26 protein-coding genes are annotated in these 26304 nt (G+C 55.3%); 7 read left to right on the top strand and 19 right to left on the bottom strand.

What is annotated here, in order from left to right; genetic code table 11:
- Positions 1-7: 7 nt before the first annotated feature.
- The 6 genes from BUA49_RS14950 to rpoE all read right to left on the bottom strand — a co-directional run bounded on the left by BUA49_RS14950 (position 8) and on the right by rpoE (position 7162).
- Positions 8-2731 (bottom strand): bifunctional diguanylate cyclase/phosphodiesterase, encoded by a 2724-nt coding sequence (locus BUA49_RS14950; RefSeq protein ID WP_228704510.1) that lies wholly within the window; start codon positions 2729-2731, stop codon positions 8-10.
- 136 nt (positions 2732-2867) lie between these two features.
- Positions 2868-4265 (bottom strand): DegQ family serine endoprotease, encoded by a 1398-nt coding sequence (locus BUA49_RS14945; RefSeq protein ID WP_228704518.1) that lies wholly within the window; start codon positions 4263-4265, stop codon positions 2868-2870.
- 96 nt (positions 4266-4361) lie between these two features.
- Complete coding sequence (locus BUA49_RS14940; protein WP_072799028.1) at positions 4362-4829, bottom strand: SoxR reducing system RseC family protein; 468 nt, start codon at positions 4827-4829, stop codon at positions 4362-4364.
- Complete coding sequence (locus tag BUA49_RS14935) at positions 4826-5869, bottom strand: MucB/RseB C-terminal domain-containing protein (protein WP_407656711.1); 1044 nt, start codon at positions 5867-5869, stop codon at positions 4826-4828. The genes BUA49_RS14940 and BUA49_RS14935 overlap by 4 nt, the downstream gene beginning before the upstream one ends.
- 21 nt (positions 5870-5890) lie before the next feature.
- Positions 5891-6460, bottom strand: coding sequence for a sigma-E factor negative regulatory protein (locus tag BUA49_RS14930; protein WP_072799026.1), 570 nt, complete (start codon positions 6458-6460; stop codon positions 5891-5893).
- Positions 6461-6475: 15 nt separating this feature from the next.
- Complete coding sequence (rpoE, locus tag BUA49_RS14925) at positions 6476-7162, bottom strand: RNA polymerase sigma factor RpoE (RefSeq protein ID WP_072799025.1); 687 nt, start codon at positions 7160-7162, stop codon at positions 6476-6478.
- Between the two features lie 133 nt (positions 7163-7295).
- Here rpoE and nadB point away from each other — a divergent pair, with 133 nt between their 5' ends.
- The 5 genes from nadB (at position 7296) to BUA49_RS14900 (ending at position 11612) form a co-directional block, all read left to right on the top strand.
- Positions 7296-8900, top strand: coding sequence for an L-aspartate oxidase (gene nadB / locus BUA49_RS14920; RefSeq protein WP_175547601.1), 1605 nt, complete (start codon positions 7296-7298; stop codon positions 8898-8900).
- 11 nt (positions 8901-8911) lie between these two features.
- Positions 8912-9184: an FAD assembly factor SdhE gene (locus BUA49_RS14915; RefSeq protein ID WP_072799021.1), complete on the top strand. Its 273-nt coding sequence runs from the start codon at positions 8912-8914 to the stop codon at positions 9182-9184.
- Positions 9168-9629 (top strand): hypothetical protein, encoded by a 462-nt coding sequence (locus tag BUA49_RS14910; RefSeq protein ID WP_072799020.1) that lies wholly within the window; start codon positions 9168-9170, stop codon positions 9627-9629. Before BUA49_RS14915 ends, BUA49_RS14910 begins: the two co-directional genes overlap by 17 nt.
- Positions 9630-9650: 21 nt before the next feature.
- Entirely contained in the window at positions 9651-10661 is a 1011-nt protein-coding gene (gene ygfZ, locus BUA49_RS14905; protein ID WP_072799018.1) for a CAF17-like 4Fe-4S cluster assembly/insertion protein YgfZ, read from the top strand.
- A 117-nt stretch (positions 10662-10778) separates the two neighbouring features.
- Entirely contained in the window at positions 10779-11612 is an 834-nt protein-coding gene (locus BUA49_RS14900) for an HDOD domain-containing protein (protein ID WP_072799016.1), read from the top strand.
- Here the strand turns inward: BUA49_RS14900 and ung are convergent.
- From ung to prfB, 3 genes are all read right to left on the bottom strand, one after another.
- Positions 11606-12331: a uracil-DNA glycosylase gene (gene ung, locus BUA49_RS14895; RefSeq protein ID WP_072799014.1), complete on the bottom strand. Its 726-nt coding sequence runs from the start codon at positions 12329-12331 to the stop codon at positions 11606-11608. The two genes, BUA49_RS14900 and ung, sit on opposite strands and share 7 nt — an antisense overlap.
- A 14-nt stretch (positions 12332-12345) precedes the next feature.
- Complete coding sequence (gene lysS / locus BUA49_RS14890) at positions 12346-13881, bottom strand: lysine--tRNA ligase (RefSeq protein ID WP_072799012.1); 1536 nt, start codon at positions 13879-13881, stop codon at positions 12346-12348.
- A 52-nt stretch (positions 13882-13933) separates the two neighbouring features.
- A protein-coding gene (gene prfB, locus BUA49_RS14885) for a peptide chain release factor 2 (protein ID WP_139248799.1) occupies positions 13934-15029 on the bottom strand; the annotation gives its coding sequence in 2 pieces (ribosomal slippage) (positions 13934-14956 and positions 14958-15029; 1095 coding nt in all).
- On the opposite strand from prfB, the gene BUA49_RS17720 reads away from it, so the two are divergent.
- Entirely contained in the window at positions 15028-15225 is a 198-nt protein-coding gene (locus BUA49_RS17720) for a hypothetical protein (protein WP_139248798.1), read from the top strand. The two genes, prfB and BUA49_RS17720, sit on opposite strands and share 2 nt — an antisense overlap.
- A 31-nt stretch (positions 15226-15256) precedes the next feature.
- Here BUA49_RS17720 and recJ read toward each other — a convergent pair whose 3' ends face one another.
- From recJ to ffh, 10 genes are all read right to left on the bottom strand, one after another.
- Positions 15257-16990 (bottom strand): single-stranded-DNA-specific exonuclease RecJ, encoded by a 1734-nt coding sequence (gene recJ / locus BUA49_RS14880; RefSeq protein WP_072799008.1) that lies wholly within the window; start codon positions 16988-16990, stop codon positions 15257-15259.
- A 6-nt stretch (positions 16991-16996) separates the two neighbouring features.
- Complete coding sequence (thrC, locus tag BUA49_RS14875) at positions 16997-18397, bottom strand: threonine synthase (protein ID WP_072799007.1); 1401 nt, start codon at positions 18395-18397, stop codon at positions 16997-16999.
- A gap of 26 nt (positions 18398-18423) precedes the next feature.
- Positions 18424-19725, bottom strand: a complete 1302-nt coding sequence (locus BUA49_RS14870; protein WP_072799005.1) for a homoserine dehydrogenase — start codon at positions 19723-19725, stop codon at positions 18424-18426.
- A 175-nt stretch (positions 19726-19900) separates the two neighbouring features.
- Positions 19901-20632: a DsbC family protein gene (locus tag BUA49_RS14865; RefSeq protein WP_072799003.1), complete on the bottom strand. Its 732-nt coding sequence runs from the start codon at positions 20630-20632 to the stop codon at positions 19901-19903.
- A 100-nt stretch (positions 20633-20732) separates the two neighbouring features.
- Entirely contained in the window at positions 20733-21674 is a 942-nt protein-coding gene (gene xerD, locus BUA49_RS14860; protein WP_139248797.1) for a site-specific tyrosine recombinase XerD, read from the bottom strand.
- A gap of 74 nt (positions 21675-21748) precedes the next feature.
- A complete protein-coding gene (rplS, locus tag BUA49_RS14855; RefSeq protein ID WP_072799002.1) occupies positions 21749-22105 on the bottom strand; it encodes a 50S ribosomal protein L19 in 357 nt (118 codons plus the stop codon).
- A gap of 25 nt (positions 22106-22130) precedes the next feature.
- Positions 22131-22889 carry a tRNA (guanosine(37)-N1)-methyltransferase TrmD gene (trmD, locus tag BUA49_RS14850; protein WP_072799000.1) on the bottom strand — a complete coding sequence of 253 codons (759 nt, stop codon included), beginning with the start codon at positions 22887-22889 and terminating at the stop codon, positions 22131-22133.
- Positions 22890-22892: 3 nt separating this feature from the next.
- On the bottom strand, positions 22893-23420 hold the full coding sequence (gene rimM / locus BUA49_RS14845) for a ribosome maturation factor RimM (protein ID WP_072798998.1): 528 nt from the start codon (positions 23418-23420) through the stop codon (positions 22893-22895).
- Between the two features lie 26 nt (positions 23421-23446).
- Positions 23447-23686, bottom strand: a complete 240-nt coding sequence (rpsP, locus tag BUA49_RS14840; protein WP_072798996.1) for a 30S ribosomal protein S16 — start codon at positions 23684-23686, stop codon at positions 23447-23449.
- 164 nt (positions 23687-23850) lie between these two features.
- Positions 23851-25239: a signal recognition particle protein gene (gene ffh, locus BUA49_RS14835; protein ID WP_072798994.1), complete on the bottom strand. Its 1389-nt coding sequence runs from the start codon at positions 25237-25239 to the stop codon at positions 23851-23853.
- 181 nt (positions 25240-25420) lie between these two features.
- On the opposite strand from ffh, the gene BUA49_RS14830 reads away from it, so the two are divergent.
- Positions 25421-26227, top strand: a complete 807-nt coding sequence (locus BUA49_RS14830; RefSeq protein WP_072798992.1) for a cytochrome C assembly family protein — start codon at positions 25421-25423, stop codon at positions 26225-26227.
- Positions 26228-26304: the final 77 nt, after the last annotated feature.

Below are 26304 nucleotides of genomic sequence, written 5' to 3'. Positions count from 1 at the left end.
GCCATGATCAGGAAATAAGAGGGCGCTCATATTGCCGGATAAGAAAGCCAATCAGCGCATCTTCATCCAGCGGGTAACTGAAGAGGTTGCCCTGGCACTGGGTGCACCCTGCCGATTTCAGGAAGCTCAGTTGTTGCGGTGTTTCTACTCCCTCAGCCACCACGGTAAGGTGGAGTTTCTGCGCCAGCGCAATCACCGCAGAAGCCACATCGGTTGCGCTTACATTGTACGGAATATCGCGGATAAACCGGTGATCAATTTTTATAACATCGAGAGGAAGTTGCTGCAAAGCAACCAGGGAGCATGAGCCAGCTCCGAAATCGTCCAGAATCAGGCAGACGCCAAGGTCATTAAGCGATACAAGGAGCTCACGCAGCATGCGCGGATCTTCATTCAGCAACTCCACTGGCATTTCCAGTTCCAGCTTCTCTGGTGAAACACCGGTCTCAGTAATTACCTGCCGGACCATATCGAGAAAACGGGAATCTGTGATCTGCCTTACCGACAGGTTGACCGCCATTTTCAGGGCTTCAAAGCCCGCCCGCTCCAGCGCCTGAACCTGAATACAGGCCTGGCGCAATGCCATTTCACCGAGACGTACAATCAGCCCTGTTTCTTCGGCCAGACCAATAAACTGCTGCGCCGACACCAGACCCTTCTCGGGGTGATGCCAGCGCAGGAAGGCTTCAACACCAATTACCCGCTCACTGACCAGATCCACCTTTGGCTGGTAATGCAGAACAAAACGCTCACCCTCGAGGGCGCTCGCCAGTTCTTCCTGCTGCAGTAAACGGCGTGCGGCTTTGATATTCATGGCAGGGGTAAAGAACTGGTAAGTGTTGCGACCCATTTCCTTGGCCCGGTACATAGCCAGATCCGCATATTTCATCAAAGTACCGGGATCTTCGCTATCGAGGGAAATCATGGTGACGCCGATACTGACCGTAATACCCACCTCATGATCACTCAGTCGAATCCGCTGGCACAATCTGCGCAGAATGGTTTCCGCAACCTTGGAGGCAGCGTCTGTGCCACTGACCTCTGACAGCAACACAACAAACTCATCACCGCCAAGCCTTGCCACAGAATCTTCTTCACGCACACAACCCTCAAGCCATTGTGCCACTTGACACAGAAGCTCGTCGCCCGCTTCATGACCAAGGGTATCGTTAATACGCTTGAAACCATCAAGGTCCAGGAACATCAGAGCTGCCGGCTCGCCGCTTCTGCGACTCCGGCGCACCACACTGTTGAGACGATCACGGAATAACTGGCGGTTGGCCAGCCCGGTAAGGGGATCGTAAAACGCAAGACGGTGCAACTCGGACTGGGCCGCTTTCAGTTGGGTCAGGTCACGCAGACTCAGCACCACACCGTTAACGCCAGGCACTGTCAGCATGGCGGTATAGGTACCCTCCATGTCGCGCCAGTTGTCAGCAGCATCGCGGATACGCGCCCGGATAACCGTCATCTGCTTGCCTGGTGCCTCTACGGCATCATCAAAGCCCTGTTGCAGCTGGGGCCAGTCGTCCTCGTGCACAAGACTTTCCAGCGCAATCGCCTGAACTTCGTCGGGGTCAAATCCGAGAATATCAAAACAGGACGGGCTGGCATAAAGCGGCGTTCCGTGCTCATCCATAACCAGCGTAACGTTAGCCGCGCCCTCCGTAATAGCGCGATAACGCCCGGCACCGATCTGCGCCATGAGGCGCGAATGTATCAGCACCAGTGATACAGCAAAAAGCAACAGGCTTATAACAACACCGCTGCCAAGCACGATCGACGGACGAGGATCTGATGCCAGATAGTCAAAGGCCGGAGTGGATCGGGTTTGCAGCAACCAGTCCCGCCCGCCATGGCTTACGGTCTGGCTCATTTCAAAACTGAACTCATTATCCAGGGAGCCCAGGTTCGAGCCGTACATCAGATTTTTACGGGCGACCGCACCGTTATCGTAGATGCGAACATCGAGAAACGGCGAAATCAGGCCGATGATGCCGTCAAGAAGGTTGTTCATGCGAAACGCACTGAACACGAAGCCCGCCAGCATCATGCGACGTTCTGCCCGTATATCCGGCACCACACCACCCTGGAAAACAGGGTAATACATAAGGAAGCTGGCCTGCCCCTCTTCCAGCTCTTCCTGAACCAGAACAACTTTAGCCGTTACCGTCGGAATTGCGTTGTCACGCGACCGCTCCATGGCCTTGCGGTGAACCGGGTCACTGAAGGCGTCATAACCCAGCGCTGACCGATTACTTTCGGTTCCGGGTTCGAGGTACACCATGGGGTAATAGAAAGGTCCGGTTCCCAGTGGTTTCACAAGATATTTAGGAACACCTTCTGCACGCACCGACGCAATGTGATCGGCCATCTCCCGCACTTCAATACGCTCAACATACCCGATGCCCTGAATACCCGGGTAATAGCGGTTAATGTCGACCTTATCAACATACTCCCGCCACTGATCACGGGACACCTTACCCGCGACCGCGAAAAGACCGGCGCTGCCTGCCAGAACCTGCTCATAGTTAAGCAGCCGTTCCTCAATGGCGGTTTTCAATTGCAGCGACTGGGTTCGGAACCGGGCTTCAGTACGATCTTCTACCAGACGGATGGAAAACTGCCACGACACGACGGTTACGGCGATCGCCACGACCAGAAGCAGCCAGGCAAGCCAGGCATTACGGGGTTTCAGAAGTTGCAGGAGGGGGAGGTCCATTCTGTTCATAATCTGATCTGGTCCATTCCGTGGCCGTTCTGTTTTATTGTAGCCGGCCAGTATAACAAAAGCCCCCAAGACTGTCGTTTTTAACATCAGGCCTGGAGGCTTCTTGCAATAATGGTGACCGCTCAGATCATTACTATCAGGGTTTCATGACAAGATAGATTGCCCTGCCCTGGCGCACTACGCGAACGGATACCGCTTGCCCTTCAGGCAGTGATCTCACCACCTTCCGGAAATCCTCGACCGACGACACCGCTTTCCTGTTGATCTCGGTAATCACATCCCGGTCGCGAATGCCGGCATTATAGGCCGGCCCTCTGCCAACACCGGTCACTACAACACCGCCGGATACACCAATAGAATCCGCAAGGTCCGACGGCAAAGGCTCAACAGTCAACCCCAGGGGCGCGGTTGAAGAGCTGCCACCAGAGGGAGCGGCTTGCCGGGCACCGCCTTCATCCGGTAGCTCGCCAATTTCCACGTCCAGTGCGATTTCTTTTCCGCTACGAAGAACAGTGAGGCGAGCCGTCTCACCTACCGGGGTGCGGCCCACCATAGGCGGCAGATCCGACGAGAGTTGAATATCGTCACCATCGTACTCAAGAACGATATCACCAGACTGCAAGCCACCCTCCTCAGCCGGCGAGCCATCCATAACTTCTGCAATCAACGCACCCCTCGGGCGTTTGAGCCCGAACGACTCAGCCAGATCACGATTCACCTCCTGAATCAGAACGCCCAGCCAGCCACGGGAAACAACACCCTTATCGCGAATCTGGCGAAATACGCTCATGGCATCATCAATGGGAATAGCAAACGAAACCCCCATGAAACCACCAGAGCGAGTGTAGATCTGCGAGTTAATACCAATGACTTCGCCGTCGAGATTGAATAGCGGACCACCGGAGTTACCCGGGTTGATGGCAACATCGGTCTGAATAAACGGCACGTAGTTTTCTGAAGGAAGTGAACGGCCAAGTGCACTGACGATGCCGGCCGTGACGGTGTAATCAAAGCCAAACGGCGACCCGATCGCAACCACCCATTCACCAACTTTGAGGTCTTTGGAGCGCCCTGTTTTTACAACAGGCAGGTCGTCCCCGTTCTCGATTTTCAAAACGGCCATATCCGAGCGGGGATCTGTGCCAACCAAAGTTGCCGGCAACTCACGACGGTCGTTGAGCCGGACAATAATCTCATCAGCACCTTCAACCACATGATTGTTGGTCAACACATAGCCATCGGCGGAAACAATAAACCCTGAGCCCATAGAGCGCCGCGGCTGAGCATTACCCGGTGCTCCGCCAAAGGGTGACTGGGGGCCACGAAAAAAATCCTGGAAAAACTCCGGCAACTGGTCGAGCTGCCGCTCATCAAAAGGCAAGTTGTGAAAGCGGGTGTTACCCACAGCGGGGGCGCTGGTGGTACTTATATTGACGACCGCGCCTGCATTTTCCTCAACCAGATCTGTAAAATCCGGCAGGCCTCGAGCGAAACCTACCTGACTCCAGGCCACCATCAGAATGGCTGCCAGCATCAGCAGAAAAAAAGCTGGCACCCTCTGAGTGAGTGATGCCGGGGAAAACAAGGTAACTACTGTTCTCGTTCTCAGCATGTCAGAATCCCCTATATGTCATGTTATCGAGTCTGGATGAGGAACTGCTCCGGCCGGGATACGGTTAACCCGGAGCAGCGTGGGTTCATAGTTGCCGACATTCCGGCTCTGTAATTTGCGACTTACCAGGAAGCCTGACGCAAGACCGGCAACGGCGCCCGACATGGCCGCAAAATCGCTGCCATTGGACAGGTAGTGCCCCAACATACTGGCAGCCACCATAAGCAACAGAGGAAGCGCGTACACTAGCAGCGAGGCGCCAAGGAGCGCACTTTCATCAATACCCAGTGTCACTTCTTCGCCAACACGGGCATCCACTGAATTAACAACACGCACCTGGTTGGCCCGGCCACCCGTGACAGAAGCCAACACTTTCTGCCCACAGCCATTGCGCGCAGCGCAGCTCTGGCAGGCGCTGGTGCGGATGGTCTGGATCCAGGCGTGCTCACCCGTAACGGCAACGACTTTTCCGGTCTCGGTAATCACTGTTCACTCGCACCCAGAGCAAAGGCTTCGTCAATCCGCACTGATTCGGCAACCTGGCGGGCCGAAGCCGGTGGCAGCTCACCCACAACAGTCACCAAAAATGCCTTATTCCGGCTCTGCAACTGGCGCATATATATGGTTGTCGCCCCGATGCGGGAGGCACCCGTAGGCATACTCACTCTGCCAACAGGCTCAACAAACACAGAGAATGCCGCCAGACCGTCCGAAAACGCAACTGTCTGTCCCTTACTGGAGCTGGGCACTGCGGCAGGCTCAAAACCTTCCGGGCGCCAGTCAAGGTGCCAGCCATGCATACGCGGTGTTTTTGAAAACCCGTCCCGCGAACCAGAATGCCGACCAGCCTCGCTCAAGGTGCGGGAGATCTCACGACCCTCGGTGCGGATTTCAAACTCGCTGTCAGGAATATCTTCAGTAATCTCGAGACTGGTGAACTGAAAGTGTTCCAGCACATCGCCATCGGCTGCAAGTACGTGGCTTTTTAGCAAAAGACCAGTGGATTTTTCCAGCCACAGACTATGGCTGTAACGATTCTTATCTTTGGCAGTCAGCGCGACGGTAACCACATCATAGCCGGCAATACGATCTTCGCCCTTGAGTTCGGCACTGTACCATCGGCTTACAGGACTCAGTTGACTGGTGAATGCCTCTGCAAAGGGCCCGGAGGGAATGACCTGATCCAGCTTTATCTTGCCCTGCTCCGGGAGCACACAGACCACATTCATATCCCGGCGAACAATCTCACCACTGCCTCCGTCCTGCAGAACCAGCCGCTCTTCCACGATGCCATCGTGATAACGGTGGGCGATCTGCATGGAATGGACGCTGGAACCCCGGGCGTACACAAACACGCCTCGATAAGAAGTCATGTTGAGGGCAGGCCCCAGGCGCTCAAGCCAGTAGGCCGCTGACTTCTCACCGGCAATCGCCGAGGCCGGCATGACCATAGTCAGAAAAAGCGCAATGAGCCCAGGCAATGACAGATAAGTCAGTCTCAGGCCGAAATAACGAGCTTTGCTCATGAACACCTTCATTACTTGATATCAGTAGCCGCCATTTGCGCTGACAAGACGAGCATAGCCCACCGAGCCCTGCCCGGCACCCACACTGTTGTGCTGAGCATGCTCCAGCAGATAACGGCTCATGTGTTCCCACTGTTTCTCATCCAGCCCCTGCAAGGCAACTTCCTGAATCGGCGAACCTTCGCTGGCAGAGTCAGCACCGGGCGCTTCCGTTGCAGGCGCGGCGGCCAGGGCATCAGGAGAAGTCTCTGCGGCATCCCAGCCTGCACCTGCACCAAAACCTACCAGCAAAGCAACGGCAACCGTTGCCACCGCCGGCCATTGCCAGCGGCGCGGCGCCTCACGATTCTGCGTTACGGCCTGCACCTGCGATCTTGTGCGGCCGTCCAGCGCCTCGCGCACTGCCGCACTTATATCTACACCCTCAGCCGGTGAATGGACTCGGTGCATCAGATCGTGAATACCCTGCCACCGCTGCCACTGGGCACGCACGTCATCCTGACCCTCGTGGGACAACAGACGCCGGACCGAAAGCTCGTCGGCTTCATCGTCCATCATGGCAGACAGTGTTTCTCTGAGACGATCATCCATAGGATGCACCCTCAATTACGTCACGGAATGATTAAGCAGAGGTCCAAGATGCCTGTCAACGGCATCCCGGGCCCGGAAAATACGCGAGCGCACAGTCCCGATGGGACACTCCAGAATCCGCGCAATGTCTTCATAACTGAGCCCGTCATATTCGCGCAAAAGGAATGCCGACCGCAGTTCCTCTGGCAGACTGGCTATCGCATTACTGAGCTCTTTTTGCAGCTGATCACGCTGGAGCAGGCGCTCTGGCGAGGCGATATCGCGTAAGCGTCGACCATCGTCAAAGTTCTCTGCCTCGGCCGAGTCAGCGCTGCCCTGAGGCCTGCGACTGCGCGACTCGAGATAATTCTTCGCGGTGTTCACCGCAATACGGTAGAGCCAAGTATAAAAAGCACTGTCACCACGAAAACGATCAATAGCCCGGTAAGCCTTAATGAACGCTTCCTGGGTAAGATCCATGACTTCCTGGCTGTCGTAAACGTAACGACTGATGATGGAGGCTACTCTTGACTGATATTTGACAACCAACAGGTCAAACGCTGCGCGATCCCCGTTCCGGACCTTGCGAACAAGTTGCAGGTCGGTCTGGCTATCTGGCTGCTCAGTCTTTTTCTGATCGTTATCGGGTGCCATGGACGCTATGCCGGTACTCTCTGTTTTCGCGGCCAGCTTTCCGGCCAATACGAGTTTCTGATGATTCATACTCATTGTCCGGCGCCCGTTTATGAAAACGACGACTCAGCCCGCAAGGCAGGTCATCCATCAGGCAAAATAGACAGCAAGCGTAAAGTTTAGTTCAATAGACGTCTACATTATGGCCCGCGATAACGACCCGATGCCACAGTCCCATGAATACGATGTTCTCATTATCGGCAGCGGCGCTGCCGGCCTGACCGTTGCGCTTAATCTCCCGGAACACCTGAAGGTATGCCTTGTCAGCAAGGCAGAAATCAGCAGCGGTGCGACACTCTGGGCTCAGGGCGGCATAGCCGCCGTTCTGGACGACCAGGACTCCACCGAAAACCATGTGCAGGATACCCTTGCCGCAGGAGGCGGCCTGTGCAGCGAAGATGCCGTGCGATTTACCGTAGAGAAAAGCAAAGAAAGCATTGAATGGCTCATCGGCACCGGCGTTAATTTTACCCGGGACACCGACGCCCAGCTCCACCTCACCCGCGAGGGAGGCCACAGCCACCGGCGTATTATTCACGCCGCTGATGCCACCGGGCATGCCGTATCCACAACATTGACCGCCCAAGCCCAGGCCCGGCCCAACATTGAGCTAATGTCCGGGCGAGTCGCTGTGGACCTGATTACCAACCGCAAACTGGCTTTACCGGGCAACCGCTGCGTTGGCGCCTACATACTGAACCTTGACGATAACCATGTGGAGCTGTTCCGGGCACGATTCACCGTGATTGCGACCGGTGGTGCCTCCAAGGCGTATCGCTATACCACCAACCCTGACGGTGCATCCGGAGATGGCATTGCCATGGCCTGGCGTGCCGGCTGCCGTGTTGCCAACATGGAATTCAACCAATTCCACCCTACCTGCCTGTATCACCCTCACGCCAAGTCATTCCTGATTTCCGAAGCGGTGCGAGGTGAAGGCGGATTGCTGAAGCTGCCGGACGGCTCCCGCTTCATGGACCGCTTTGACAAACGCGGAGAACTGGCACCCCGGGACATAGTGGCCCGAGCCATCGACCACGAGATGAAGCGGCTGGGCGCAGACCATCTTTACTTGGACATAAGCCACAAACCAGCGGATTTCATCCGGCATCATTTCCCGACCATTTACGAAAAATGCCTCGCGTTTGGCATCGACATTACCCGCGAATCCATTCCCGTAGTGCCAGCAGCGCATTATACCTGCGGCGGTATTGTCAGCGATGAGCGGGCGCGAACAGACATCAACCAGCTTTACGTTGTCGGGGAAGCAGGGTTTACCGGGCTTCATGGCGCCAACCGCATGGCCAGCAACTCATTACTGGAATGCTTGGTGTATGGCCGGGCAGCTGCCGCCGACATTACGCGCCGGGAAGCTGACATCCCGCCCCCGCCTGAAGCGCCGGCCTGGGATGAAAGCCAGGTAAGAGACTCTGATGAAGACGTTGTGATTTCTCACAACTGGGACGAATTGCGTCACTTTATGTGGGATTACGTGGGCATCGTGCGCACCACGAAGCGCCTTCAGCGGGCAAAACACAGAGTCGATCTTCTATCCCGCGAAATCGGCGAGTTTTACAGCAACTATCGGGTAACCAACGATCTTCTGGAACTCAGGAACCTGGTAACCGTATCCGACCTGATTATCTGTGCAGCACTGCAACGCAAGGAAAGCCGCGGCCTGCATTACACACTGGATTATCCGGGACTGCTACATGAAGCCCGTGATACTGTACTGATACCAACAACCTACAGAACACCTTCGCCGTAAAGAGAACCACTATGTCAGACACCCAACCCCCTGCGGAGAACTCGGATTTCAACCGTCTTTGGTGGCATAGCCGCCGCGGCATGCTGGAACTGGATGTCCTGCTGATTCCGTTTCTGGAAGAAGCCTACCGGGATTTGGACAAGGAAGATCAGGAACGCTACAACAAGCTTCTGAGCTGTGAAGATGCCGATATGTTCGAATGGTTCATGCAGCGCAGCCGCCCGGACGATTCGGATCTCCAGCGCATCGTTGACATCATCCTTACCCGTGTCCAACCGGATTGACCTGACGCTATCACGCTGTGTTGCGGTTGGCTGCCTGGCTGCTGCACCATGGCTGGTTGCCAGCGCCTTCGCACTGACTGCAGGTGCTTTCGGCAAAACCTGGATGTATACGCTGGCTCCGCTAACCCTCGTGGGCGCCATGTTCCAGTATCGGCTTAATGGGTTACTGGCAGGGCCGTCGGCGGTTCTGGGGCTGCACCAGGATCAGGACACGCTCTACGCGCGCCTCGGTAACGGGCAAACTGTAGCTGTGCGCGCCTGCCCTTCGAGTCGCGTCAGCTCAAAGATCGTGCTCTTGAAACTGCAGTCCGCAGCCTCCAGATCTGCTTCGTACCCGGTTGTGTTACTCTCCGGCAAACGGATCGCCGGTAACCTATCCGAAGATCAGTTTCGTCGTCTGAGAATGTGGTTGCGACTGGGCCGCACTCAGCAATCATTTGAATAGTCTTCTGCCCGGAGTTTTCCCATGACTGGTACAGAAACACCTGTTTCAGCCGCGCCTGTTTACACTTCAGCCGAGTTTCCGCCATCGGCTTCAGGCCGCATTCTGCTGACCAATCGTGTTCTGGTTCGTATCTCCGGTCCGGGTACCGACAAGTTCCTGCAAGGCCAGTTAAGCCAGAACCTCGACGACGTCAAAGCGGGCACATCGCCCCGCGCCGCAGGTGCAACGCCAAAAGGCCGCGCATACTGCCTTACACGCCTGGTACGCGATGGGGGCGACGTTCTGATGGATCTTCCCTCCGAACTGGCAGAGCCGATCATGACTCACCTGCGCAAATACATGATGCTGTTCCGTGGCACATCCATGACGGCACAAACGGATGGGCAAATCATCGGACTGTTGGGCACTGAAGCCGCGTCAAGCCTCGCCGGAGAGGACCTGGACCGCCTGGCATCGCCTGGCGACACACTTGCACTGGCCCCAGGCTTCCTGATCCGCATCGAGAACACGGCTGAAGGGTTGTCCCGCTTTGAGCTATGGCAACCCGATGCCGGCGGTCTGGAGCTGGACAGCATTCCGGTGAAGACCCTTGCCGACTGGCAGGCATCAGAGATTGCTGCCGGCGTCGCCATGCTGAGCACATCGACCAGCGAATCCTATGTGCCACAGATACTCAACTGGCAACACCTGGGCGGCGTGAACTTCAAAAAAGGCTGCTACACCGGCCAGGAAGTGATCGCCCGGATGCACTTTCTCGGACAGCTCAAAAAAAGCCTGTTCCGCTTTCACATTTCGAAAGCAGACTCCGTACCCACACCGGGAATGCCCATCATGGCGGGCGAGCGTTCTGTGGGAGAAGTGGTCAACGCAGTCGGTTTCAATGACGGGTCCTGCCAGCTACTTGCAGTCGTCCGGCATGACGCCGCCAATGGCAAACTGTTTGCTGATGGCCAGCCAGATGCCCTTCTGCAGCTACAGCCTCTACCTTATAACGTTACAGAGCGTGAGCATCGCACAACTACTGATACATAAGTTGACAGGCAAAGCCGCCAGAATTTGCTATACATAGAGTTCATAATTCTGATCTTCGGGGTGTCGGGCCTGCTCAGTCACGCCCCCCCGAACTGACAACCGGATCCTTACCGAACCATGTCGAATATTGCTGAAATTATAAAAGCGGATCTTACCGCCGCCATCGAAAACGATAAACTGGTACTCCCTACCCTTCCGGAAGCTGCGCTTCAGGTGCGCGAGATCGCCGAGTCCGAGGACTCAGCCATTGGCGACCTGGTCAAGGTGATCAGCAACGATACAGCTCTGTCTGCCCGCATTATCCGGGTCTGCAACAGCCCGCTTTTCCGGGGCAACCGCGCGATAGAGAACCTGAACATGGCTGTAAGCCGGCTAGGCATGGCCTACACGAGCAACCTGGCCATGGGTCTGGCAATGCAGCAGATGTTCCAGGCAACCTCCGACATGATCGACCAGCGCCTGCGCGCAACTTGGCAGACCAGCACCGAAGTGGCTGGCGTCTGCCACGTACTTGCCCAGCATTACACGAAGCTGAAGCCCGATCAGGCCACACTCGCTGGTCTGGTGCACCTGATCGGCGTGCTGCCCATTCTGCGCTACGTGGAAGATGAAGACGTGCAGATCAGCAGCATCATGCTGGACAATGTCATTGAGGAACTGCATCCGAGAATCGGTGCAGCCATTCTCAAAAAGTGGGATTTCCCGAAAGACCTGCAAAATGTCCCACTGGAATACGCGAACTTCCAGAGAGAAGCGCCTTCAGCTGACTACGCCGATCTGGTCATGGTAGCCAACCTTCAGCTGGTTGCAGGCTCTGAGCACCGCTGGGCAGAGATGGACTGGTCTGCCATCTCGGCTTTTGATCGCCTCGGTATCGACCCGAATATCGATATGAACGAAGAAGAAGACCTGAATGCCCAGATGGAAGCGGCGATGGCGCTGCTTCAATAACCGATGCTCAGATCTGCTTTGGAGGGCAGCTCCCAGCTTACCGGCTTCTGCCCTTGCTCCCGGAGCCATTCATTGGCCCGGGAGAAATGTTTACAGCCAAAGAACCCGCGATAAGCACTGAGCGGCGACGGGTGCGGCCCCTCCAGCACCAAGTGCCGGCTGCGATCAATGTGCTGCCCCTTCTTCCTGGCATAATTACCCCAGAGCAGGAACACGACGCCCTCACGTTCACGATTCACGGTTTCGATCACACGGTCTGTAAACGTCTCCCAGCCTTTTCCCTGATGCGCGCCTGCCTGGCCCTGAACAACCGTGAGCACACTGTTCAGAAGCAAAATACCCTGCTCCGCCCAAGGCTGCAGGCAGCCGTGATCCGGCGGCGCAACACCCAGATCGCTCTGGATTTCCTTGAACATGTTAACGAGCGAAGGTGGCACGGGAACGTCAGGCCTTACTGAAAAGCACAGACCGTGGGCCTGACCGGGACCGTGATAGGGATCCTGACCGAGAATGACAACGCGCACCTGATCCAACGGAGTGCTGTTCAGGGCATTGAAGCAGTGTGAACTGTCCGGAAAGAGAATTTTTCCGGCGTTTTCTTCAGCAGCCAAAAATTCAGCCAACGCCTGCATATAGGGCTGACTGAATTCATCCGCGAGGTGTTCTTTCCAGCCCCGACCGGGGCTGAGATGACTTGCCAGTGCCTCGACCGGATGCATGGGTGCTCCTTACCTTAGATGCTCTCGTTGTTCGAGCTCTCGGCTTTGTGCTCCGGGCGCATGGCCGGGAACAGAATAACGTCGCGAATGGACTGCGAATTGGTCAGGAGCATTGCCAGCCGATCAATACCAATACCCTCGCCCGCCGTGGGTGGCAAGCCGTATTCCAGTGCCATCACATAGTCTTCGTCGTAGAACATGGCCTCGTCATCACCGGCGTCTTTCTCGGCGACCTGAGCCTGGAATCGCTCCGCCTGGTCTTCCGCATCGTTGAGCTCGGAAAATCCGTTGGCAATCTCGCGGCCACCCACAAAAAACTCAAAGCGCTCGGTAACAAACGGGTTGCTGTCCTTGCAACGTGCCAGCGGCGACACTTCTTTCGGATATTCGGTGATGAACGTAGGCTGCATCAGGCGGTGCTCTGCCGTCGCCTCAAAGATCTCGATCTGCACCTTGCCCAGACCCCAGCCATCTTTCAGGTGAATGCGCAGATCTTTTGCCAACTGCCGCGCCGATGCTTCATCTTCCAGCTGCTCCGCAGTCACATCCGGAGAGAATCGGAGGATCGCGTCCACAACCGTCATACGCTCAAAGGGCTTGCCGAAGTCGTACTCGATAGACTCTTCACTGCCATCAGCCAAAATGCGAGTATTCACCACGGTGGTGGCACCCAGCACCTGCTCCGCAATAGCGCGCAGCATGTCCTCTGTGAGATCCATCAGGTCATTGTAATCGGCATACGCCTGATAGAATTCCACCATGGTAAATTCCGGGTTATGGCGGGTGGAAAGCCCCTCATTCCGGAAATTACGGTTAATCTCGAACACCCGCTCAAAGCCACCCACAACCAGTCGCTTCAGATACAGTTCCGGCGCGATGCGCAGATACATATCAATACCCAGAGCGTTATGGTGGGTCATAAACGGCCGAGCGGTTGCACCTCCGGGAATTACCTGCAACATGGGGGTTTCCACCTCCATGAAATCGCGATCGGCAAAAAACTGACGCATGGCGGTAATGATTTTCGAGCGCGCAAGAAATACCCGGCGGCTGTCTTCGTTAACCATCAGATCCACATAGCGGTGACGATAGCGCGATTCGGTATCAGTCAGGCCTTTGTGTTTCTCCGGCAGCGGACGCAGCGACTTGGTGAGCAGCACGTACTCGTCCATGGTCACATAAAGGTCGCCCTTACCGGATTTCGTCAGCATTCCCCGCACACCAACAATATCCCCGAGATCCCATTGTTTGGTGTCTTTTTGCACATCTTTGGTCGCATAGATCTGCATACGGCCGGTCATGTCCTGAACCACTTTGAATGCTTTGCGGTCAAGCATCATACGGCCAGCGATCGCAACCTTGATACCCATGGATTCCAGCTCTTCCTTACTCTTGTCACCGTATTTCGCCTGCAGTTCGGCAGCGGTGGCATTGCGGCGGAAATCATTTGGGAACGGATTGCCACTTTCACGCAACTCAGCCAATTTGGCGCGGCGCTCAGCGATCAGCCTGTTGTCCTCTTGCGGTGCATTCTTGGTGTGTTCTGTCATGTTGGCTCACTAGAAAATCGGGGATGTCCGGGTGACTTGGCAGTGGCGCGGGTTAAAGCGCCATCTTCAGGCTGGCTTCAATAAACTTATCAATATCACCATCCAACACCGCCTGAGTGTTGCTGGTTTCAACCTTGGTACGCAAGTCCTTGACTCGACTGTCATCCAGCACGTAGGAGCGAATCTGGCTGCCCCAACCAATATCGGATTTTGCGTCTTCGGCTTTCTGCTTCTCGGCGTTACGCGCCTGCATCTCACGCTCATAAAGCTTGGCCTTGAGCTGCTTCATGGCCTGATCTTTGTTCTGATGCTGGCTTCGACCGGCCTGACAGGCCACAACAACACCCGTCGGATTATGAGTCAGACGCACCGCAGATTCCGTCCGGTTAACGTGCTGGCCACCGGCGCCGGAGGCACGGTAAACATCCACCCGCAAATCTGCCGGGTTGATTTCAATCTCGAAACTGTCATCCACTTCCGGCGATACAAACACCGAAGAGAAAGAAGTATGGCGGCGGTTACCAGAGTCGAACGGCGACTTACGAACCAGACGATGAACGCCGGTTTCCGTGCGCAACCAACCGAACGCAAACTCACCCTGAATGTGAATGGTGACACTCTTGATACCGGCCACATCACCTTCCTGCAGTTCCACAATCTCGGCTTTGAAACCGCGACGCTCAGCCCAGCGCAAGTACATACGCAAAAGCATATTGGCCCAGTCCTGAGCTTCAGTACCACCAGACCCCGCCTGGATATCCAGATAGGCACTGTTGGCATCCATCTCACCGGAAAACATACGGCGAAACTCGAGCTTCTCAAGCTCTGCATCAAGAGCTTCAAGATCCGACTCAATCTCGGTCACTGTGCCTGCGTCATCTTCATCAACAGCCATTTCCAGCAGACTCTCCGCATCGGACAGGCCGGTTGTGAGGTTGTCGATCGTACTAATAATAAGATCAAGATCGGAGCGCTCTTTGCCCAACGCCTGAGCACGATCAGGATCTTCCCACACCGTGGGCAGCTCCATCTCTCGTTCTACTTCGACCAGCCGTTCACTACGCTGATCGTAGTCAAAGATACCCCCTGAGCGCTTCAGTACGCTCACGAAGCTCTTTAATCTTCGTCACAATGGGATTAATTTCCATGAAAACCTTACTCGTATTGGAAAATGGTGAAAAAACAGTGGCGGGATTCTACCGGAATTCCAGTGGCAAATCAGCCGTTGTCCGCTGGCTTGGTGCTGCCTTATCGGTCAGGAGGCGGGTGCTCTTTTCTTCTGGAAAAAGCAACTCGCTGCGCTCAAACATCTTTTTCCGGCAGAAAAGAGCACCCACCCCCTGACTTACTCCCAGAAACCAGCCCACAAAACGAATTAGGAAACCGGCTCCAGATACTCTACTAAAAGCTGAAGATTTGTTCGGCCACGAAAGGTGTTGGCATCTGGTTTATAAACCACCCGTGCACCCGTGCGCGTATAGTCAGGAACCTCCGGCCCGGTATTGAACGCAATAGCGTCAATAATGCCGCTGCCATCCACCGGCTGCAAAACCAGCTTCAAATGATTTTCTCCAACAATACGCTGACTGATCACACGAAACTCTCCGTCAAACAAAGGCTCCGGGAAATGCTGCCCCCAAGGGCCTGCACGCTTCAGCAGAGCGGCCGTTTCCAGCGACAGCTCATCAGAACTCAGCGGACCGTCGGTAGTGATGACTGCCTCAAGATCCGCGGCAGTCAGGATATCTCGCACAGCTCTATCGAACGCTTCCGCAAAGACACCAAAATCGCCGCGAGCCAGCGTCATGCCGGCCGCCATGGCGTGGCCGCCGTATTTTTTCATCACCCCGGGATGACGGGAGTCCACAGCCGCCAGCACATCGCGGATATGAAGCCCTGGAATTGAGCGGGCAGAACCCTTTACGTCCACGCCGTTTTCATCCGGCGCGAAAGCGATCGTCGGCCTATGAGTCTGTTCGCGGATGCGGGCCGCGAGGATACCGATCACACCCTGATGCCAGTCCTCATCAAACAAAGCCAATCCCCATGGCAGCCCGTCCAGATCCAGAGACATAGAGGCAAGCAAATCCTGCGCCTGGGTTTTCATATCCTTTTCGATAGTGCGCCGTTCCCGATTAAACGTATCCAGTTCGCGAGCAAGGCGTCGAGCTTCATCACGACTGTCTGTCAGCAGGCAGGCGATACCAACGCTCATATCGTCCAGCCGGCCAGCGGCATTGAGGCGCGGGCCAACCACGAACCCGAGATCGGTTGAGCTAATGTTTGCGTGTTCCCGGCCGGCAACTTCCAGTAGCGCAAGAATTCCGGGTCGGGCTTCACCCTGCCGAATGCGCCGCAGGCCCTGCTCAACAAAAATACGGTTATTATGATCCAGCGGCACGACATCAGCGACCGTGCCCAATGCCACCAGATCCAGCAGGTTACCCAGGTTGGGCTCCGGCTGCGGCAACCTGCCGGCCTCCCGGAGCTTCTTGCGCAGTGCCGTGAGCACATAGAACATAACGCCTACGCCAGCGGCGTTTTTGCTAAGGAAAGCACAGCCGGGCTGGTTCGGGTTTACGATCGCATCGGCATCCGGCAGCACCTCGCCGGCCAGATGGTGATCCGTAACCACCACCTTGATGCCCAGGTCCCGTGCTGCCTTCACGCCGTCGATGGCAGAGATGCCGTTATCCACCGTGACCATAAGATCCGGCAGCTCACCTTCCTCCACCAGGCGATCAATGATCCCGGGGGTCAGCCCGTAGCCATCCGCAAAGCGGCTGGGCACCCGGAAATCAATACTCTGTAGCCCGAGCATGGAAAGCCCAAGCATCGCAACAGCGGTGCTGGTCGCGCCGTCAGCATCGAAATCCCCGAGTATAAGTACCCGTTGATTCCGGGCGATGGCATCCGCGAGCAATTCGACCGCGCGGTCAATGCCCCGCAACGTGAAGGGTGAGGCCAGATGCCTGAGGGTGTAACTCAGCTGCTCGTTGGAAGTAACGCCGCGGGCAGCGTAAAGGCGCCGGAGCAAGGGGGGCAGGTCTTGCCCCCAAGCCGAAACGGTGCCCGGCTGAGGGCGACGCAGGATCTTTTTTGGTGCCATACCGGGTCAGGTATTCTTCCAGTGTTTTGCAATAAATGCCTGCACATCCGCGCGGTCGTTATCAAGCACCGTATAGTGCTCTTCACGTTCGAAAAGATCCGCCATATGAGCCGGAAGTTCTGGTTTTACAGTCAGACCGGATTCGACGATGGCATCCGGAAACTTGGCCGGATGGGCAGTCCCGAGAGTGATCATCGGCACCTGGATATCCCGGCGACAGGCACGAGCAGCGTGCACGCCGATGGCCGTATGCGGATCCAGCAGGTATTGGTTCTGCTCGTAGACCTCGCGAATGGTGTTACACGTAGTCTTATCATCAACCGCAGCACTGTCGAAAAGCTTGCGCACACGCTTCCAGCGATAATCTTCGATGCTCACCGGCCCTTTGGCTGCATTTTCCAGCAGTTGTTTAACCGCCAGTCCATCGCGACCATGAAGATCAAACAGCAAGCGCTCAAAGTTACTGGATACCATGATGTCCATACTCGGCGAAAGCGTGTGCTCAAGCTGGTGCTGCTCGTATTTGTTGCCACTCATGAAGCGATGGAGAATATCGTTCCGGTTGGTGGCAATAACCAGCTGTGACACGGGCAGACCCATTTTCTTTGCCAGATAGCCGGCAAAGATATCCCCGAAATTACCGGTAGGCACAGAAAACGCCATGCTGCGATCCGGGCCACCGAGGGCCAAAGAAGCATGAAAGTAATAAACAATCTGAGCCATGATCCGGGCCCAGTTGATTGAGTTAACAGCTGCCAGCCTGGCTTTGCCACCCAGGAAAGATTGGTCGCCAAAGCTCTCTTTGACCATGCGCTGACAGTCATCGAAATTGCCCCGAACAGCAATGTTATGGATGTTGTCGCCCTGAACCGTAGTCATCTGACGCCGCTGCACTTCCGATACGCGCTCGTAAGGATGCAGGATAAAGATATCCACGTGCTCGCAGCGACGACAGCCTTCAATGGCCGCGGAGCCGGTATCCCCGGAGGTTGCACCCATAATGACGGCATGCTCTTTGCGCTTTCCTAGCACGTAATCCAGCAGGCGGCCTAATAACTGAAGCGCAAAGTCCTTGAATGCCAGCGTTGGCCCACGGAACAACTCCATCACCCACTCGTTGGTATCCAGCTGAACCAGCGGGGCGACAGCTTTATGGGTAAAAACACCGTAGGTTTCATCAAGCATCTGCCGGAAATCAGCCTCGGGAATGGCCTCTTCCACAAACGGGTACATGATGTTGAACGCAAGCTCGGTGTAAGGAAGTCCGCGCCAGCTGCGGATCTCTTCCAGGCTGAAGTGCGGGAGTGACTCCGGCACATAAAGACCACCATCGGGAGCCAGCCCGGTGAGCAGAACGTCTTCAAAGCCCAGTGCGGGTGCTTCTCCCCGCGTACTGATGTATCTCACGTGCGCACCTGTCAGTTATAGGATTCTCAGTTAAAGTTTTCGGCGCGAATACGCACAACCGGGCCATCCGTATCGGAAAGCGATTCCAGTTCTTCGATGGCGCGGTTGATCTGTCGTTCCTGCACGGTGTGGGTCAGGATAATGACGGGAATTCGGCCATCCTTCACTTCGGATTCTTTCTGCATGATCGACTCAATATTGATGCCGTGCTCACTCAGAATCGAGGCTATCTTCGCCAGCACGCCCGGGCGATCCAGGGCGGTGATGCGCAGATAATATGCAGACTGGATATCTTCCATGGACAGAACGTTCAGGTTTTCCAGCGCGCCCGGCACAAATCCGAGGTGAGGCACCCGTAGCGTGCTCCCGCTCGCCACAATTCGGGCAACATCCACAATGTCGGCAATGACAGCCGAAGCCGTTGCTTCATCGCCAGCACCCGGCCCGTAATACATGGTCTGGCCAACCGCGTCGCCATCCACAAGAACGGCGTTCAGGACGCCATCAACCTGAGCAATCAAGTGACTTTGGGGAACCAGAGTCGGGTGTACGCGAAGCTCAATACCTTCATCCCGACGACGGGCAATGCCCAGATGCTTGATGCGATAGCCAAGTTGCTCAGCATGGGCGATATCGTAGGGCGTGATCGATGAAATCCCTTCGGTAAAGGCTTTTTCGAACTGCAAAGGAACGCCAAACCCGGCCGAAGCAAGAATGGTCAGTTTATGGGCAGCGTCAATACCCTCAACATCAAAGGTAGGGTCTGCTTCTGCGTATCCAAGATCCTGGGCTTCTTTAAGAACCTCAGCAAATGCCCGACCTGCGCGCATTTCGGTAAGAATGTAATTGCCCGTGCCATTGATAATGCCGGCAATCCAGTCGATACGGTTAGCCGCCAAGCCTTCGCGAATAGCCTTCATCACGGGAATACCACCGGCAACTCCCGCCTCATAGGCAACCACAACGCCGGCTTTTTCCGCAGCCTCAAAAATCTCATTGCCGTGAACGGCAATCAACGCCTTGTTGGCGGTAACCACATGCTTGCCATTACGAATGGCAGAAAGCACCAGCTCACGCGCTGTCTCGTAGCCGCCGATCAGCTCTACCACCACATCAATCGCAGGATCATTCACCACGTCGAATATCTCGGTGCTGAAGGCGACGTTGCCAAGATCTATATCGTCACGGCTGCGTCGGCTGGCAACCCGGGCAATCCGGATATTACACCCCGCACGGCCCGCAATAAGCGCGGCGTTGCGAGTCAATACATTGAATGTACCGCCGCCAACGGTTCCCAGTCCGCAGATTCCGACACTAACGTCTTTCAAGCTCTCACCTCTGATCCCGAAGGGGTGCTGATGAATTGTAATAGTGCAGCATTGTGATGTTGCGACACTGAAAGGCCGAATAGTATACCGATTCAGGGCTTACTGAATAAGCCCTGAATCGAAAGCTTGTCACATAACTGCAGCTGCCCGGGATGCAGCCGGGCTCACAGTTGTATCAGAGCAGGCCCAGCCCTTCGGCCAGATTCTTCGCTGGTACATAACCACGCACAATATTGCCGTCCTCCAGCACGATGGCTGGCGTACCCGTTACACCTACACGCCGACCGAGCTCGAACTGCTCCCGAACAGGGTTGTCGCAGGTCGCCGCTTCAACCGTTTTCCCGGATTTGGCTGAAGTCATTGCAGACTGTTGATCCTCGGCACACCAGACTGACATGTATTTTGTGAACGATGGCGTGCCCGGACCTGAGCGCGGATAGGCGTAGTAATTCACCGTAATGCCATAATCGTTGAGCTGCGGTACTTCATCGTGGAGTTTGCGGCAGTAAGGGCAGTCAATGTCGGTAAACACATCAACAACCGCCTTCTCGTTGCTGGCCTTGTAGCTGATAACGCCCTTTTCACCATAGCTATCCATGGTTTTGCGTCGCTCGCCGGCCCTGGCTTCTTCTGTCACATTGGCAATGCCATTGCTGGAAACTCGCAGCAAATCGCCGGTTAGCAGGAACTGGCCATCGGGCGTAGTGTAGATAATATCTCCGTTATTGCTCTTAACCTCGTAAAGCCCCTTCGCCTCTGATTCCCGTACAGACGATATTTTAAGCCCGGGCACGGCACTGGAAAGACGCTCGCTGATGCTGTCCTCAACATCACCGGCAACGCTGAAGGGCGAACCCAGAACACCAGCCGCTATCACTGCAATCATAAAAAAACGTTTTATATTCATCCTGGCAAACACACCTTTTCAGTCGGGTAATATTGGGTTTACGTGCGACATCTGCTCGCCACAAAAGTTCAAAGCGTCACCTTACCTAAAAATCACAGACTCAACCACGGGGATGGTGAGCCTGATGCAACGACTGCAGCCTTTGGCGCGCAACGTGAGTATATATCTGGGTAGTTGAAAGATCCGAGTGCCCTAGCAGCATCTGAACGACACGCAGGTCCGCACCATTGTTAAGCAGATGAGTTGCGAAGGCATGCCGGAGGGTATGGGGAGAAAGATGCTTGCGAATACCGGTACGTAAAGCGTAGTGTCGAACCCGGTGCCAGAAGGTCTGCCGCGTCATGGCGGCCGGCCGGTTGCCGGGGAACAGCGCATCGCAGGCGCGCCCCTTTAGAAGTTCAGGGCGCCCCTCTTTCATATACCGGAGAAGCCAGTCCACAGCCTCTTCACCTAAAGGAACCAGGCGCTCTTTATCGCCTTTGCCGGTCACGCGTATAACACCCTGGCGCAGATTCACCTGATCGACACGCAACCCTGTGAGCTCAGATACTCGCAGACCACAGCCATAGAGGATCTCCAGCATGGCTTTGTCCCGTTGCTCAATCGGCAAGCCGGGATCCGGCTCCGCCAGAAGTGCATCCACCTCTTCTTCGGTCAGCGACTCCGGCAATCGGCGAGGTAACCGGGGGCTGTCTATACGCAAAGTAGGGTCTTCTGCAATCAGCCGTTCCCGGAGCAGAAACCGATAAAACCGACGGACACCGGAGAGACGACGAGCCGCCGTAGATGTCTTTATACCCTCCGCGAGTCCACTGGCCATCCACGCCAGTAAATCCGTCCTTCGCGCCTCAGCAAGTAGCGGCCGGCCGGGCTGGTTCTCAAGCCAGGCAGCCAGACGCTGCAAATCGCTGCGATATGCCTGACGGGTTTTCTCACCCAGGCCATCCTCAAGCCAAACGGCATCAACAAACCGGACAGTTACCGCTTCATCTTCTGATCTCACACCATCGCCCTCTGACAACCCATATCCGCAACACTGCATTCTGGCTCGCCAGAAACGAAAAAGGCAGCCCTCAGGCTGCCTTTTCACTACAAGGTTTCTCAGCAAATAGCTGATCAGCCCAGCTTTTCCTTGATACGTGCCGCCTTACCAGAAAGCTCGCGCAGGTAGTAAAGCTTGGCCTGACGCACATCACCGCGACGCTTCACCGCAAGGCTGTCGATCAGCTTGGAGAAGGTCTGAAAAGTACGCTCAACGCCTACGCCGTAGGAAATTTTCCGTACAGTGAAAGACGAATTCATGCCACGGTTACGCTTGCCGATAACAACGCCTTCGAACGCCTGCAGACGCTCACGGTTGCCCTCAGTTACACGAACCTGAATAACCACGGTATCGCCCGGCGCAAACGCGGGAATTTCCTTGGCCATCTGCTCTGTTTCAAGTTGATTGATGATGTTGTTCTTGCCGCTCATCGTAATGCTCCTGATACCCAATCTTTTAATGCCCTGATGATTCAGAGGCACACGGTTCGTTTAAAATCTCACCCAGCAGCTCACGCTCTTCGTCCGTAAGCACCCGCTTTTCCAGCAGATCGGGGCGTCGCTCCCGGGTTCGCCTCAGCGACTGCTTGAGCCGCCAACGCCGGATCTGTCCATGGTGACCGCCCAACAAAATATCCGGCACCGCCTGACCTTCGTAAACTTCGGGCCGGGTGTAGTGCGGACAATCCAGCAAACCGTCAGCAAAAGAATCCTGTTCTGCCGACTGCGCATGACCCAGCGCTCCGGGGATGAGGCGTGTAACCGCATCAATAACAGCCATGGCTGCCAGTTCGCCGCCGGAGAGTACAAAGTCGCCCAATGATATTTCCCGGTCGACCTCTGCCGCTATCAGGCGTTCATCAACACCTTCATAGCGCCCTGCTACCAGAATCAAACGTTCTTCTGCAGCAAGTGACTCAACAACAGCCTGGCTCAGTGTTTCGCCCTGAGGCGAAAGATAAACCACGCAAGCTTTTCCGGGCGCGGCTTCTTTCGCTGCGTGAATGGCATCCCTGAGCGGCTGAATCTTCATCAGCATGCCGGGGCCACCACCATAGGGCCGGTCATCAACGGTACGGTGGCGATCGTGGGTAAACTCGCGAGGATTCCAGCTTTCGAAGGTCAGAAGACCATCGCGCACTGCCCTGCTCGTTATCCCGTAATCTGTTACCGCTTGGAACATGTCCGGAAACAGGCTCACTGCACCAATCCACACCCGTCAGAACTCCGGATCCCAGTCTACGATCATTTTACGCCCTGCCAGATCCACCTCCCGAACAACTTTATCAGGAAGGTAAGGAATCAGACGCTCGCGCTGATCAATGGAGCCTGTCGTTGCATGCACCACCAGAACATCGTTGGAACCGGTTTCTATCAGGTGATCCACTCGACCGAAGCATTCACCGTCAACCGTGAACACATCTAGCCCCTGCAACTGAAGCCAGTAAAACTCCCCTTCAGGGAGCACGGGCAACTCAGTAGTCGGAACCCTGACTTCGGCTCCACAGTATGTGCGAGCCAGCTCACGATCGTTAATACCTTTGAGCCTGACAACGATCGCCCGCCCTTGGCGGCGACCTTCCTCAAGCTTTACAGGGATACGCTTACCGTCCAGATCAAGAACCCAGTCGGTATAGTCCAGTATTCCTTCTATGGGGTCGGTAAAGGAAAAAACCTTAAGCCACCCTTTAACCCCAAATACCGAGGTAATCCGACCGATCACAGTTTCCTTAGGATTCTGCGTCATACAACAACCCCGGTGGTCAGTAAAACTTACACAGCAGCCTTGAGCAGTTGCGCAACGCGATCGCTGGTTTGTGCACCCTGGCCAACCCAGAAATTTACACGGTCGCGATCAACACGAAGACGCTCTTCCTGACCGCGGGCGATCGGGTTGAAAAAACCAACGCGCTCAATAAAAGCGCCGTCGCGTGATTTGCGACTGTCGGTGACTGTCAGATGATAGAACGGGCGCTTCTTGGAACCGCCGCGAGCCAAACGGATTGTTACCATTTAACCAATATCCTGTTCTGTTATACGAACTTTGTACGTTTCACGCCGACCACAGTAGTGGCTTACGCGAAGACCCATACTCGAAAGGGGCGCCATTCTATGCTAAAAACGCGCCAAAGAAAACCTCGAAACACACTGTTTCGAGGTTTTCCATGTAAGGCTTTTCACATACGACCAAATGGCGGCGCGCCACCGCCGCCACCGCCCGGCGGCATCATACCACCAAGACCGCGCATCATATTCGCCATTCCGCCCTTTTTGCTAAACTTTTTCATCATCTTCTGCATTTGCTTGTGTTGCTTTAGCAGGCGGTTAACATCCTGTATCTGCGTTCCAGAACCGGCGGCGATACGGCGCTTGCGGGAATTATTGATAACATCCGGGTGGCGACGCTCTTTCCCGGTCATTGAGCAAATGATCGCTTCCAGCTGCCCCATCGACTTATCATTAACCTGCTGCTGCGCTACCTGAGCCATCTGCCCCATTCCCGGCAATTTGTCCATTAAGCCACCGATACCCCCCATGCTCTTCATCTGCTGAAGCTGGTCACGGAAGTCCTCAAGATCAAAGCTTTTGCCTTTTTTGATCTTTTTGGTGAGTTTCTCTGCCTTTTTCTGATCCAGCTTGCGCTCTGCATCTTCAATAAGAGAGAGCACGTCGCCCATACCAAGAATACGGGATGCCACCCGATCCGGGTGAAACGGTTCCAGGGCATCAATTTTTTCGCCAACCCCAAGGAACTTGATGGGCTTACCCGTTATATGCCTTACAGAAAGCGCGGCACCACCACGGGCATCGCCATCGGTCTTGGTCAGCACCACACCGGTCAGCGGCAAAGCATCGTTAAATGCCTTGGCGGTATTTGCAGCATCCTGCCCTGTCATGGCATCAACCACAAAGAGGGTCTCAACCGGGTTAACCGCCTTGTGCAGGCGACCGATCTCACCCATCATCTGTTCATCAACGTGCAAGCGACCCGCGGTATCCAGAATCACAACATCAATGTGCTTCTTGCGGGCGGCCGCAACAGCACCTTCGGCAATGGCAACCGGGTCCTGGTCTGCGCTACTTGGGAAAAACTCAACGCCAACTTCGGCCGCAAGGGTTTCCAACTGCTTGATGGCGGCCGGCCGGTAAATGTCAGCACTCACCACCATGACGGTTTTTTTCTGTCGTTCTTTCAGAAAACGTGACAGTTTTGCAACCGTGGTTGTTTTACCCGCGCCCTGAAGACCGGCCATCATGATCACGGCGGGCGGCTGAACGGCGAGATTGAGGGTTTCATTCCCCTCACCCATTACCCGCTCAAGCTCCTGCTGGACTACCTTTACAAACACCTGACCGGGAGTAAGGCTGCGCTGGACTTCCTGGCCGATAGCGCGCTGACGAACACCTTCAACAAAGTCTTTTACTACCGGCAGGGCAACGTCCGCCTCCAGCAGCGCCATGCGCACTTCCCGGAGAGTGTCCTTTATATTATCGTCGGTGAGCCGCGCCTGGCCGGAAATTTTGCGCAGGCTGCCGGAAAGTCGATCTTGGAGGTTCTCAAACATGTTGCTCTTCCGTACCCCGGATAAATTGAGTGCACAAATCTCAGAGCCGGCTTGGGCTCCTTGATTCCTGTTGCATAATAGCGACATTATAACCAGACTATCGTCCTGAAACGACCAATCCGGTCAAATCGGCAGCCATGTCTGCCGATCTCCAGCCAGCACAGTGGTTAATAAGGAAGTCATGGGAACGCTGATTCTCGCGGTCACCTCTCTTTTTCTGTATAGCGTCGGCACCGCTCTGCAAGCGCTTCATTTTCGTGGACGCGTTCACAGTAACATTGCGATCACCACCCTTATAGGCATACTGGCGCTCACTGCTCATGGGCTTTTGATTGCCCAGACCATTCGCCACGATGGTGGTGTCGACTTCAGTTTATTCAAAAGCTCGGTGCTGATTTCCTGGTTAATCGTTTTCCTTTTGCTGGGACTAAACCTCAAAAAGCAGGTTCAAAGCCTCTTCCTGGGGGTTTATCCGCTGGCGGCCTTCACCATCATCACGGCACTGATCACACACACGCCGTCACGCGTGGTTTCTGATGAAAGCTACGGTGTACTTTCTCATATCGCGCTGTCAGTTACAGCCTACAGTCTGTTTTCCCTGGCGGCCATACAAGCAAGCCTGCTTTATTTCCAGAACCGCCAACTGAAGCGCAACTATAATAGCCCTCTGGTGCGCAACTTACCGCCACTGCAAACCATGGAATCCCTGCTTTTCGAGATGGTCTGGGCAGGCGTCGTCATGTTGATTCTCGCCATTGTGACGGGCGCCCTCTTTGTCGAAAACCTGTTTGCCCAGAACCTGGCCCATAAAACCGTATTCTCTCTACTCTCGCTGCTGGTTTTCGTTGCGCTGCTTGTCGGTCGCTACACGAAAGGCTGGCGCGGCATAACTGCGAGCCGCTGGACACTGGCCGGCTGCGCTCTCCTTATGGTGGCCTTTTACGGCAGCAAATTCGCCATCGAACTGGTATTCCGGAAGGGCGGCTGATCCGCCAACCATAACCTCTTGACACCAGACACAATCACAACCTATTTTCGCTACTTGTCAGCAACATAAGGACACCT

Source organism: Marinobacter antarcticus, from assembly GCF_900142385.1.
Classification (GTDB): domain Bacteria; phylum Pseudomonadota; class Gammaproteobacteria; order Pseudomonadales; family Oleiphilaceae; genus Marinobacter; species Marinobacter antarcticus.
The sequence above is the reverse complement of the archived record's forward strand: the minus strand, read 5'-3'. Positions and strand labels throughout refer to the sequence as shown.